Source organism: Leucobacter sp. wl10 (assembly GCF_003569785.1).
Lineage (GTDB): Bacteria > Actinomycetota > Actinomycetes > Actinomycetales > Microbacteriaceae > Leucobacter.
Map to the genome: position 1 here is coordinate 16,119 of NZ_KZ984004.1, position 12,314 is coordinate 28,432.

Genomic DNA, 12,314 nt, shown 5'->3' on the forward strand with positions numbered 1-12,314 from the left:
CACTGTTACGGCGGCGGCGCGGAGGCCGCATCACAGCACGGGGTTGCGCAGGATCCCGACCCCCGCGATCTCCACCTCGACGGTGTCTCCGGACTCGAGCGGGCCGACCCCCGCGGGCGTGCCCGTGAGGATCACATCGCCGGGCAGCAGCGTGAAGGCCTGCGAGGCGTGGGCCACGATGCGGGCGAGCGAGTGGATCAGCTGCGAGGTGCGGCCCTCCTGGCGCACCTCGCCGTTCACGCGCGTGACCAAGCGGGCATCGGCGAGATCCGGATCCGTCTCGATCACCGGGCCCAGCGGGCAGAACGTGTCGAAGCCCTTGCCCCGCGCCCACTGCCCGTCCTTGATCTGCAGATCGCGGGCCGTGACGTCGTTGGCGCAGGTGAATCCGAAGACGTACTGCAGCGCCTCCTCCTCCGGCACGTCCTTGGCCACCGCGCCGATCACCATGGCCAGCTCGCCCTCGTGCTCCACGCGGTCCGAGATCGCGGGCCGCACGATCGGCTCGCCCGGCCCGATCACCGAGGTGTTGGGCTTGAGGAACAGCAGCGGCTCCTCGGGGGCGTCGCCGCCGGTCTCCGAGCGCATCTCGGCCACGTGATCGGCGTAGTTCTTGCCGACGCAGACCACCTTCGAGCGGGGAATCACGGGCGCGAGCAGCCGCGCCTCCTCGAGGCGGATCCGACGGCCAGTGGTGTCGAAGCCCGAGATCATCGGATCGCCGCTCAGCTCGACCAGTTCGAGGCCCCCGCCCCGGCCGTCGCCGTTCCCCTCGGCCTCGTCGAGGATGCCGAACGAGATCTCGCCCTCGAACTGGAAGCGCGCGACCTTCACGCCTGCGCCCCCGCGGGCTGAGCGGCGGGCACGATCACGTCGAGCCAGCCGTGGCGATCCTCCCGGGTGCCGCTCTGGATGCCCGTGAGCTCCTCCCGCAGCGACATGGTCAGCTCGCCGGGAGCGGCGTCGCAGAAGTCGATGTCGAGGCCCTCGCCCTTCAGCTGCCGGATCGGGGTGATCACGGCCGCGGTGCCGCAGGCGAACGCCTCGGTGATGCTGCCGTCGGTCACGCCCTCGCGCCACTCGGTCACGGTGAGGTCGCGCTCCTCCACCTCGTGGCCGCGATCCTTCGCGAGCCGGATCAGGCTGCGGCGGGTCACGCCGTCGAGGATGTTGCCGTTGAGCCGGGGGGTGAGCAGCGTGCCGTCGGCGCGCACGAGGAACAGGTTCATGCCGCCGAGCTCGTCGATGGTGTCGACCGTCGCGGAGTCGGTGAACAGCACCTGCTGACAGCCGTTCTCGGCGGCGACCCGCTGCGGCAGCAGCGAGGCCGCGTAGTTGCCGCCGCACTTCGCAGCGCCCGTGCCGCCGCGGCCCGCGCGGGCGAGATCCTGCGACAACCAGATCGACACGGGCTGCACGCCACCGCTGAAGTACGGCCCGGCGGGGCTCGCGATCACGAGGAAGCGGGCGCGCTCGGCCGCGCGCACCCCGAGGAAGTTCTCGTCGGCGATCATGAACGGCCGCAGGTAGAGGCTCTGATCCTGCCCGCCCGGCACCCAGTCGGCGTCGATGCGCACGAGCTCGCGGATGGCCCGCACGAAGAGCTCCTCCGGCAGCTCGGGCAGCGCGAGCCGGTGGGCCGACTCGTTGAGGCGCCTCGCGTTGGCCTCCGGGCGGAAGGTCACAATCGAACCGTCGGGGCGGCGGTACGCCTTGAGCCCCTCGAAGATCTCCTGGCCGTAGTGCAGCACCGAGGAGGCCGGATGCATCGCGATCGGCCCGTAGGGGATGATCTCGGCGTCGTGCCACCCGGCATCCCGCGTCCACACGATCGAGACCATGTGGTCGGTGAAGCGGTTGCCGAAGCCGGGATCGCTCAGGATCGCCTCGCGATCGGCGGCGGGCAGCCTCTCGGCCTCGGTGCGGGTGAATGCCAGGTCAGTCATGGGTGTGCTCTCTTGCTTCGAGGGGCTGGAGGTCAGTCGCCGCGGCGCGGCAGCCGCGCGATCACGGCATCGCCGATCTCGGCGGTGGAGCGCCGAGCGCTGACGCGAGCGGCGAGGTCCGCGCGCACGGCGTCGCGCACGCGATCGCCCTCGGCTCCGAGGCCGAGGTGGTCGAGCATGAGGGCCGCGGAGAGGATCGCCGCTGTCGGGTCCGCCTTCTGCTGCCCCGCGATGTCGGGCGCAGATCCGTGTACGGGCTCGAACATGCTCGGGAACGAGCCGTCGGGATTGATGTTGCCGCTGGCCGCGAGCCCGATGCCGCCGCCGATGGCGCCGGCCAGGTCCGTGAGGATGTCTCCGAACAGGTTATCAGTGACGATCACGTCGAAGCGAGCAGGATCCTGCACCATGAAGATGGTGGCCGCGTCGACGTGCATGTAGTCGACGGCGATCTCGGGATACTCCGCGGCAACGGCCTGCACGATGCGCTGCCAGGCGGCGCCGGCGTGCACGAGCACGTTGGTCTTGTGCACCCAGGTGAGCCTCTTGCGCGGACGATTCCGCGAGGTCTCGAAGGCGTAGCGCACCACCCGCTCGATGCCGAGAGCCGTGTTGACCGAGACCTCCGTCGCCACCTCGTTCGGGGTGCCGGGCCGCAGCCGACCGCCGTTGCCGGCGTACGGGCCCTCGGTGCCCTCGCGCACGACCACGAAATCGACCTCGCCCGGGTTTCTGAGCGTCGACTCGACCCCCGGGAACAGCGTGCAGGGGCGCACGTTCGCGTAGTGCTCGAAGTCGAAGCGCAGCTTGAGCAGCAGGCCCCGCTCGATGTTGGCGTGCTTGAGGCGCGGGTCGTTCGGAGCGCCGCCGACCGCGCCGAAGAGGATCGCGTCGTGCTGTGCGATCGCGGCCTGCTCCTGGGCCGGCAGCGTGTCCCCCGTCTCGAGGTAGCGCTCCGCCCCCAGCTTGAACTCCGTGCGGTCGAGCGCGACGTCGCCGCCCGCCAGCACCGCGTCGAGCACGCGATTCGCCTGCTCGATCACCTCGGGTCCGATACCGTCGCCCGGGATGACGGCGAGCCTGATGGTGCGGGTCACTGAACGCTCCTCTTCGTGCTGGGACTGAGCGCCTCCAGCTTACTCGCGTCTCGCCCCCGGGCCGCCCCCGGACTTCACGCTCGGCAGGGTTCTGGGCCCGGTTCTCGGCACTTCTCCGATCCGTGTGCGCCTTTCTGCCGCTTCGGCTCGTGTGAACCCCCCGAAAGGCGCACACGGATCGGCTCGACGGCCGCGCCGACCCCGGCGGGCGGCGGGCGGCGGGGCCGGATCGGTGCCGGGGCGGGGTCTGCCGCCCGAGGCTGCGGGACACCGGCGCTTGACGGCACGAATGCGAAAACACCCGCCTGAGCGGGGGTTTTCGTTCCGGTGACCCCAGCGGGATTCGAACCGGCGTTACCGCCGCGAGAGGGAGTTCAGAGTGCCCGAATCGACGTGATCGCCTCGGGACTTGCCTGTGTTTCAGTGCTTCCCGAGTGTGTCGAGTGCGGCGCGAAAGTTCTCTTCGTCGGGGTTCGTTGCCAAAATGTTGCCACTAGATGTTGCCGATGCGCAGGTCGTTTACAAGCCAATCCGCGACATGAGAACGAACTGCGGCCTCATCCGAGAGGTCGACTGACTTATAGATCATTCCCACAAAGTCGGTCGGCATCTTCTCGATCGATCCGTCCTTTAGGAGTGCAACACGACGGCCTGTCATAAGCATCGCCCCAACCTCCGAGATTTCGGTACATTCACCACCATTTCCGCGAACCGCGGCGACCCACGCCGTCCATGACCGGGCAGGCGCGGCTTGCCCATCGACTCTCCCGTGAGCGGATTCGTCCAGTCCACCCATTTCGCATATTCGTCCGAGGTCAGTCCAAGCTCGCCAATCACACGGCCCTCGGCGTCGACTGCGGTGAACTCCGCCAGAGCGGTTCCGCCCTCCAGGTAATAGTCGTCGGCTCGCGATCGGTCGGACTCCAGGTAGCGACGGGCATCCGCGCCGGAGCCCCGGAAGAGGATCACGCCGCCCTTCATGCTCCGACCTTTCACTATCTCATGTTCTTGCAAATACCTACGGTAGCATACGTTCATTCGGAGGAACAGGGGCAAGAGCGCTCGAGGCATCAGTGGAATCGGCTGGTGTGGTTGTGTGTCGCTGTCGCCATGCGGCTCAACGGTAAGGATGACGTTACTGGTGCCTTCCGCCGTCGGAGACGCGGAGATTTCCTTGCTGCCGCAGCATTCAGGGTCGATGTAGACCGAACCGGCATTGTCCGAGATCACCCCAGCGCCTGGACACCACAGGATCACAAGATCACACGGCGTTGATCTGACGTGTAGTGCGCAGTCACGACCCCTAACGGCTATGCGGTCGCGACGGCTGCAAGGTAGCGGCGGCCCAACGTCCGCATATGCTCCACTAACTCCGGCGGCTCGGTCGCCTCGAAGTCGAGACCGAGCATGCCGACGTACACCGCGATAATCTCGAGGCTGTCCGCGCCGGTGACAAGAACACAGCTCGATTCGTCAATCGCCTCAACCACGCCCACAGTTGCGTTGATCCGCGACAGCACTTTTTCGGCCGGTGCATGCACGGTGATCCGCGCGTGTACTCGCCAGCCTGCGGCCGCCACGTCGCGAAGCACAAAACTGGTGAAGTCTCCGCCCGGCAGCTCGACCGGAACGAACTTCCGCGCGGTTGCCAGTTTCAGAGTCATCCAGTCGACGCGGTAGGTGTTCCATGCTCCGGTCTCAGGGCCGCGGGCGACGAGATACCAGTGTCGCTCCCAGCTCACTAGCCGGTACGGCTCAACGAGGATCGGCCAGTCGGAGAACTCCGCCGAGGCATCGTTGCGCACCGGCCCGTCTTCGGGACGCATGGGAGCGGAGTAGCCGAACCGGAGTAGGTGCTGGTCGCGGATTGCTGCGGCAATCACAGCAAGAGTCTCAGCGCCCACTTCGGGATCCGGCACATTGCTGCCGGTGTTTGTTGGCCCGTCTGTCGTGGTCTCGTGCAGCGCGGTGACCATGCGGCGGAGTCGATGCGGAAGCACCTGTTCCAGCTTGGCAAGAGCTCGTGAGCTGCTCTCCTCGATCCCAGTCACCCCACGGCCTGCGCGGAGCCCGATGGCGACCGCCACCGCTTCCTCGTCGTCAAGGAGCAGAGGCGGCATCTTCCCTCCCGGCCCGAGCCGGTAACCCCCGGTCGCGCCCCGTGTCGCCTCAATCGGATAGCCAAGTTCGCGCAGTCGGTCGATGTCGTTGCGGATCGTACGTCGGCTCACACCCAGACGCTCCGCCAACTCGGCCCCGGGCCACTCCGGCCGAGACTGTAAGAGCGCCAGCAGGGCGAGCAGCCGGGAGGACGTTTCTAGCATGGAAAAATCATACGCGATTTAGGAATCTAATCTTCCTATATGACCTCTAGCGTCTTAGTCATGACGAAAAATACCGCAAACACCACCATCCGCCCTTTCCGAGTCGAGGTACCTCAGGCCGACATCAACGATCTTGCTGACCGCCTCACGCGAACCCGTCTCCCACGCCCCGCGCCGACCGACGACTGGGAGTACGGCACCCCGAACAGTTACCTCGCTGAGACCGTCGAGCAATGGCGGACACGGTTCAACTGGCGCGAATGGGAGGCGCGGATGAACGCTTACCCGCACTATCTCACCGACATCGACGGTCAGACTGTGCACTTCATCCATGTGCCATCGAAGGAGAAGGACGCCACGCCTCTGCTGCTCGGCCACAGCTACCCAGGGTCATTCATCGACTTTCTCGACATGATCGGCCCGCTGACCGATCCGGTCGCCCACGGGGGCAAAGCTGAGGATGCGTTCTCGATCGTGCTGCCGTCGATCCCAGGCATGGGATTCAGCACACCGGTGAACGGTCGAGGCTGGACGATGCGTCGGGTGGCCGAGACTTTCGACAAGCTGATGCGCCGACTCGGCTACGACTCCTACGGGGCGCATGGCAGCGACAGCGGTGCGATTATCGCCCGTGAGCTGGGAGTGCTGGAGCCGAAGGGGTTCCTCGGGCTGCATGTGCTGCAACTGTTCTCGTTCCCCTCCGGTGAGCCCTCCGAGTTCGAGAAGCTGACTCCCAAGGACTATCAAGGACTCGAACACATGAAGTGGTTCCAGTCCGTTGGCGGCTACAACCAGATCAACGCCTCAAGGCCGCAGACCGTCGCGGTCGGCATTGCCGACTCCCCTGTCGGTCAGTTGGCGTGGAGCGAACTCTTCAACAACTTCGGCAATGGCACGAGCCTGGTCAGCAGAGACCAGATTCTCGCGCAGGTCTCGCTGTACTGGTTCACCAACACCCAGGCGACGGCCGGGCGATACCACTTCGAGGAAGCGCGTGCAGGCGCCGACGCGGCGGTCAACCGTTCCCGCACCGGGGTCGCCGTGTTCGCGGACGACTTCCAGACGATCCGGGCCTTCGCCGAGCGAGACAACAGCAACATCGTGCACTGGTCGGAGTTCCCCGACGGCGGGCACTTCGCGTCCCTGGAAAGGCCCGAGGCGCTGGTCGAGGATCTGCGGATCTTCTTCCGCGCCGAACGGTAGTCCAATGCACACCAGGCGTGCTCATCGGGCATGCCATCGTGAGGGAGGGAGACGGTGGTCACACTTCTACTTGAACAGCCGGAGACCACACCGGCCGACACCGCGCCGGGACGAGCGACCGCGCCGAATCAGCGCTCGCCGTCCTATCGGGGAGCGCTGGCACCCTTTCGATGGGTCGCCGCGCACAGGGTGATGCATCGGCAAGTCGCGGAGTCGGTGACGGTCTACGACTGCGTGCGGTTCGTGTTCGTCTGTGATGGGTCGATTGTCTTGCGCGGCGATGCGGAACCTCGCCCCGTGTCGTCGGGTGATGTGGTGCTGGTCACGACGGGTGTGGCGTTCGGTTGGGAACCGGAGGGCCGCACGGTAGTCACGACGGTGCCGCTGGATACCGGCTATCTGCTCGGGGTGTTCTTCTGGCAGCACCTCGAACACGCCGCCGACCTCGCAGACGCCGCCGAGCTTGCTGCCCGCATGTATCCCGACCCGATCCAAGTACTCCGCCTGGGCGAACCTGCCGTCGAACGCCTCGGGCCGGTGCTGGACGACCTCACCGCGCTCACCGCTGAACTGCCAGAGGCGGCGGGTTTCTTCCGGCTGCAAAGCCTGGTTGACGAGGTGCTCTCAGCTATCGCCCCGCACATTCGTACCGCGCCGGGCGTCCAGTGGCCGGTTTCGCTCGGCCCGCGCGCGCGAGTGCCACGGTGACGCGTGTTTCACCCTGCCCCGTTGCTAGTCGCGGAGACCGCGGCGATGATGTGCGCGAACCTCGGAAAGAGGTGGCGGCACCACCCCGAGCGGGTATCGCCGCTACGGGCCTGCGACGGCGTCGGCTGGAGGGCCGGGCCTCGCCGTTGGCACCGCACACGAAGCCGACTTCTCCAACTGAATCAGGCAGGAGCGGGGCGCATTTCATGTGCTAACTCATGTGCTACCGACCCTGCTCGGTCGTGGAGCGCGGTGCAGGTATCCACAGGCGAGCCTCGCGGAAGCCGCGGAATCATGCGGCAGAACGCCGATTCATGATTTCGTGTGCGAGGGGGAACGGATGAGTTCAGAACTCCCAACTAACCGGCCCGACCCTGCCTTCCAGGCGGGAGCAGTCCACGGGCGCGGGCGCGAGTGACCCAGCCCTGTGCAGTAGAGAGAGCAACGCCGCTTATCTCGGCCATCGTTGCTGACGGGTTGGGATCGCCCTTGGCAGTGAGTCGGCCGTGCTGGAGTGCGACCAGCTCGTAGAAGTCTGGGTCTTTCTTCGGGTCGCTGAGCGGCTTCAGCAGGTCTCGTTCTGCAACCTTGCGACCGGAGGGCAGGACGATCTTGCCGCCAGTGATCGTCTCGGTGCGCCTCATCGCGAACAGGCGCTTGTTGATCGCTGCCTCGATTCGAGCGGTCGGCAGTTCACGCAAGAGCTGGCTGGTGATCGGGTCGCCAGGTCGCCACGGCAGGTAGATGACGCCGGTGATCCGTACTTCCTCGGGTACCGCGAACGTCTGTCGCTGAAGGCGGATCATCACGCGGGTTGCGGTGGCGGTGTGCTCGATGTAGCGCCAGCGTCCGTCGATAGTTTCGTTGGTCTCCGAGTCGAGCTGCGTTTGCCGGTCGGCCTCGGTGCTGGACTGATCGTTGTAGCCGAGGATCGCGTCGATTTGTTCGCTGGCGTCGTCGTCGCGTTCGCCAGGGAATCGGCTCGGGAGGTACCACCCATCGGGCAGGTCTGACTGGACAATCAGGCCGTCGTAAGACTGATCGCCGGTGCGCTGCGGGGATGGGTGCATGGATTGAGTCTATCGAACCAGAGAGTTATCTCAGATACTTGCGGTTATCTTTGAGACTTAGTATGCTCAAATATCAGCAAATATCTTAGCTAGGAGGAGACGAGGCGATGGACGAGAACAGCAAAGCCGCCGCGCCTTCCACTTCTCCGCGCTTGTTCTACTCCGAGGTGGAGACGGCGGCGCTACTCGGCATCCACCGCACGACGCTGCGCACTCTCGCTTTGGAGGGGCGCTCTCCGGAGGAGCCGATTCGGCTCACCCAGCACAAGCGTGTCTATCGCCGTGTCGATGTCGAACGCCTCGCCGGGCTGAGGCAGTAGGCGAGGCAGCGATGGGAAGTGTCGAAACCTTACGAGACGGCCAAGGGTCGTCGCTACCGTGCGCTGTACCGACGGCCGGATCGGAAGCAGACGCAGAAGCGCGGTTTCAGAACCAATGAAGGCAGCCGATCTGTTCCTGGCAACCACCGAGGTGGACATCGCTCAGGGTCGTTACCTCGACCCTTCTCTCGCCCGAGTGACCGTGGCTGACTGGTTGGACATTTGGCTCAAAGCTCGGGGCGATCTGCGCGCGACGACTCGGAGCCGTGTCGAGAACATCATCGAGAAGCACATCGTGCCCGAACTCGGCTCGATCCCGATTGGCAACCTCACTCGCCTGCGGGTGCAGGAGTGGGCCTCGGCGCTGCCCGGTGCTCCCGCTACCGTGCGGAAGATCGTCAACGTGCTCTCTGGCGCGCTGCGGTTCGCGGTCGAGGATGGACGGCTACCGTCGAACCCGGCACAACGGCTGAAGCTCCCGAAGCCGACGAAGACGCGCAAGCGTTACCTGTCTCACAACGAGGTCGCCGCGCTCGCTCAGGCGATCGACGCGGCAAAGGATGGTCGGCAACACGGCTACGGCCTCGTCGTGCTCGTGCTGGCCTACTGTGGGCTGCGATGGGGTGAACTGTCGGGGCTTCGCATCTGTGACCTCGACCTCGACGCCAAGAATCCACGGCTGACGGTTGAGCAGACCGTCGTGGCCGACAAGGGCTTTCAGCGCATCGAGCCGCCGAAGGACTACGAGCACCGGAGCATCCCGATCCCGGCGTTCCTCGTCGCCCTGCTCCGCACACAGATCGCCGGACGCCCCGCCGACGCTCCCGTGTTCTACGGCATCCGCACGGGAACCTGGCTACGGAACCACGTCTACCGAGTCGGGTGGTTCGATCTTGCGCCTACAGCGGTCGACCTCGATGGACTCACGCCCCACGAACTGCGGCACACGGCTGCCTCGCTCGCCGTGAGCGCAGGGGCGAACGTCAAGGCGGTGCAGCGGATGCTCGGGCATGCCTCGGCCGCTGTGACACTCGACGTGTATGCCGATCTGTTCGATAACGACCTCGACGGTGTTGCCACGGCCCTCAATCAGGCAGCGATGCAATCGGATGTTGCCAATCTGTTGCCAAAAGCCGCGTAGCGCCATTTCGACACCCACCGCCGGATATGCGAAAACCCCCGCCTGAGCGGGGGTTTTCGTTCCGGTGACCCCAGCGGGATTCGAACCCGCGTTACCGCCGTGAGAGGGCGGCGTACTAGGCCGCTATACGATGGGGCCGGGCGCTTCCAGGCCTCGGGATATCACCCCCGCTGCCGTGGCAACTCATACATCTTGGCACATCCCCCCGCCCGACGCCAAATCGGGGCGCGCGTCTCGGGTGTGTCCCGGGCGCGGAGCGCACCGGGACGGCGCGGGCGCTGGCACCGCTCACCGCTCGAGACGCGCGGCCGCCCAGGCGAACAGCGCGGCGACGAGCAGCGCGGATACGAGCAGGGCCGGGACGGGCGTCGTCGCGATCCCGAACCACCAGAGCGCCCCGAGCGCCGCACCGGCGAGGAGCGCGCTGACGGGGCCGTCGAACGTCCACAGGAACACGTTCACGCCGGCCAGGTCGCCCGCCGGCGTCGGTACCGGCGCCAGCAGCTTCATCGGGATCGGGCCCTTGAGCGCGGCGACGACCCGCAGCAGCAGCGCGATCGCGATCGCGAGCGGAACGGAGAGCAGCACCCATCCGGTGGCGCCCCCGCTCAGCGCGGAGACGACGGAGGCGACACCTCCGAATGCCGCGCAGGCGAGCGCCCCGGGCACGACGAGGTGGCGCGAGATGAGCGCCCACCCGGAGACCGGCAGCAGCGGCGGAGACCCGGCGGCGGCGCAGGCCGTCGCCATGCCGCGGCACCACGGCGCCAGCGCCAGGTAGGCGACGAGCAGCGCGGTCGCACCGCAGAGAGCGGCCGCGACCGGCCCCGACGCCGGCGCGGCCGCGAGCCCGGCTCCCCATAAGGCCCCTGCCGCGAGCATTCCGGCGCACCCCGCGAGGCTGCGGCCGGGCGCGCGCACGAGGCCCAGCAGATCGCGCAGCACCAGCGAGACCGTGAGCCGCGAACCGACGCGCAGTCGGAGCCGGCGCCCCACCCGCACGGGTGCTCCGAGTCGCGACAGGGCGGCGCCCGGATCGCCCGAGACCGCGAGCACCCGCACGGTGTCCCAGAGCGCCGACTGCTCGCGCATAACCTCCCACCGCAGCCGCCCCGCCACCGCTCGCACCAGCAGCGCGACGGACAGGGCGGAGAGGATCAGCGCGCCGGCCGCGGACAGCGGCGCGGCCGGATCGGCCATCGCCGACCACCCCGGTGCCGAGGGAGTCGCGCCGCTGTCCTCGGCGTCGCTCTCGCCGAGGAGCGCGACCACTCCCTGCGCCGCAGCGGCAGTGCCGAGCAGTGCGGCCGCCGCGAACCGCGCGCGGATCCCGATCTGGCCGATGAGCGGGACGCTCGCGAGCAACAGACCGACGCATGCGCCGCCCAGGACCAGCGCGGCCCCCTGCGCAGCGCCGGTGTCGCCGCGCAGCAGCCCGGCCGCTGCGAAGACGCCCCCGACGACCGCGCCGACCGCGGTGCCCGCGGAGAGCCACCGGAGAGCGCCTGCGCTCAGCAGGCGTGCGCGCGACAGCGGGGCAACGAGCAGCAGATCGAGCTGCGGCAGCGACGCCCGTAGGGGGCCGGTGCGGGCGCCCGCGAGCACCAGCAGCGCCGCGCCGGCCGTGAGCGCAGCCGCAGGCCACGGGCCGGTCGCCCACGTCGGCGGAGCCTCGGCGAGCCGCAGCACCACCGCCCGCACCACCGGCGCGCCGACGATGATCGCCAACATGATGACCAGATAGGCGCGGTAGGCGACCTCGCCCGCCTCGATGCGCTCTCCCCGGCGGCGCAGCACCGCGCGCACGTCGCGCAGGCCAGGCCCCGCCGAACTCACTCGGCGCCCACCGCGATCTGCGCGCCGGCGACGCGCCCCACCAACTCCTCGTCGTGCGAGGCGAAGGCGATCGCGACGCCCCGCTCGCGAGTCGCCCGGATCGCCCGCCCGACGAGCGCGCGCCGGTCGGGGTCGAGCCGCTGCTCGGGCTCGTCGAGCAGCAGCACCGAGCAGGGTCGCGCGAAGGTCACGGCCAGCGAGACCAGCTGCCGCTGCCCGCTCGACAGCTCGTGCGGGAACCGGCCGGCGAGGCCCTCGATGCCGAAGGCGGCGAGTGCCTCGACTCCCAGGCCGTTCCACACGGGGATCCTCCCGCCCGCGCTCGCTCCGACCCAGGCGGCCTCGATGAGCGCGAGCTGGTCCCGGAGCGTGAGGTCCGGGTAGAGGGTCGGAGGCCCGATGAGCGCGGCGACGTGCCGCCGCACCTCGGGCCGGCGTTCGTCGATCGGGACGTCATCGCCAGCCACCGCGAGCGCAGCCGATCCCGAACTCGGCCGCAGCCGCCCCGCGAGCACGCGGAGCAGCGTGGTCTTGCCCGCCCCGTTCGGCCCTCGCACCGCCACGCACTCGCCCGGCGCGAGCCCGATCGACGTCGGGCTGAGCAGTGTCGCCCCGTCGATCTCCACGGAGACCCCCCGGGCCTCGAGCACCGCTCCTCGCCTCACGAGC

Annotated in this window: 12 protein-coding genes and 1 tRNA gene; 4 read left to right on the forward strand and 9 right to left on the reverse strand. The window is 68.0% G+C overall.

Annotated elements, in window-relative coordinates; genetic code table 11:
* Window positions 1-30: 30 nt before the first annotated feature.
* From D1J51_RS13985 to D1J51_RS14005, 5 genes are all read right to left on the reverse strand, one after another.
* On the reverse strand, window positions 31-834 hold the full coding sequence (locus D1J51_RS13985) for a fumarylacetoacetate hydrolase family protein (protein WP_119076178.1): 804 nt from the start codon (window positions 832-834) through the stop codon (window positions 31-33).
* Window positions 831-1,946 (reverse strand): branched-chain amino acid aminotransferase, encoded by a 1,116-nt coding sequence (locus D1J51_RS13990; RefSeq protein ID WP_119076180.1) that lies wholly within the window; start codon window positions 1,944-1,946, stop codon window positions 831-833. The genes D1J51_RS13985 and D1J51_RS13990 overlap by 4 nt, the downstream gene beginning before the upstream one ends.
* Window positions 1,947-1,978: 32 nt before the next feature.
* Window positions 1,979-3,043, reverse strand: coding sequence for a 3-isopropylmalate dehydrogenase (locus D1J51_RS13995; RefSeq protein ID WP_119076182.1), 1,065 nt, complete (start codon window positions 3,041-3,043; stop codon window positions 1,979-1,981).
* 654 nt (window positions 3,044-3,697) lie between these two features.
* A complete protein-coding gene (locus D1J51_RS18210; RefSeq protein WP_205547913.1) occupies window positions 3,698-4,273 on the reverse strand; it encodes a hypothetical protein in 576 nt (191 codons plus the stop codon).
* Window positions 4,274-4,353: 80 nt separating this feature from the next.
* Window positions 4,354-5,367 (reverse strand): helix-turn-helix transcriptional regulator, encoded by a 1,014-nt coding sequence (locus D1J51_RS14005; protein WP_119076184.1) that lies wholly within the window; start codon window positions 5,365-5,367, stop codon window positions 4,354-4,356.
* A 60-nt stretch (window positions 5,368-5,427) separates the two neighbouring features.
* Here D1J51_RS14005 and D1J51_RS14010 point away from each other — a divergent pair, with 60 nt between their 5' ends.
* Window positions 5,428-6,570, forward strand: coding sequence for an epoxide hydrolase family protein (locus D1J51_RS14010; RefSeq protein ID WP_119076186.1), 1,143 nt, complete (start codon window positions 5,428-5,430; stop codon window positions 6,568-6,570).
* A gap of 54 nt (window positions 6,571-6,624) precedes the next feature.
* Window positions 6,625-7,278, forward strand: coding sequence for a hypothetical protein (locus tag D1J51_RS14015; protein ID WP_162903850.1), 654 nt, complete (start codon window positions 6,625-6,627; stop codon window positions 7,276-7,278).
* A 359-nt stretch (window positions 7,279-7,637) separates the two neighbouring features.
* On the opposite strand, the gene D1J51_RS14020 is transcribed toward D1J51_RS14015, so the two are convergent.
* Entirely contained in the window at window positions 7,638-8,348 is a 711-nt protein-coding gene (locus D1J51_RS14020; protein WP_119076190.1) for a hypothetical protein, read from the reverse strand.
* A 107-nt stretch (window positions 8,349-8,455) separates the two neighbouring features.
* On the opposite strand from D1J51_RS14020, the gene D1J51_RS14025 reads away from it, so the two are divergent.
* Window positions 8,456-8,668: a hypothetical protein gene (locus tag D1J51_RS14025; protein ID WP_119076192.1), complete on the forward strand. Its 213-nt coding sequence runs from the start codon at window positions 8,456-8,458 to the stop codon at window positions 8,666-8,668.
* A gap of 115 nt (window positions 8,669-8,783) precedes the next feature.
* A complete protein-coding gene (locus D1J51_RS14030; RefSeq protein WP_119076194.1) occupies window positions 8,784-9,809 on the forward strand; it encodes a tyrosine-type recombinase/integrase in 1,026 nt (341 codons plus the stop codon).
* Between the two features lie 65 nt (window positions 9,810-9,874).
* Here the strand turns inward: D1J51_RS14030 and D1J51_RS14035 are convergent.
* The 3 genes from D1J51_RS14035 to D1J51_RS14045 form a co-directional block, all read right to left on the reverse strand.
* Window positions 9,875-9,947 (reverse strand) — tRNA-Glu (locus tag D1J51_RS14035).
* A gap of 150 nt (window positions 9,948-10,097) precedes the next feature.
* Window positions 10,098-11,645 carry a hypothetical protein gene (locus D1J51_RS14040; protein WP_162903851.1) on the reverse strand — a complete coding sequence of 516 codons (1,548 nt, stop codon included), beginning with the start codon at window positions 11,643-11,645 and terminating at the stop codon, window positions 10,098-10,100.
* The gene (locus D1J51_RS14045; RefSeq protein WP_162903852.1) at window positions 11,642-12,310 is read right to left on the reverse strand and encodes an ABC transporter ATP-binding protein; all 669 of its coding nucleotides are present in this window, start codon (window positions 12,308-12,310) and stop codon (window positions 11,642-11,644) included. Before D1J51_RS14045 ends, D1J51_RS14040 begins: the two co-directional genes overlap by 4 nt.
* Window positions 12,311-12,314 lie beyond the last annotated feature (4 nt).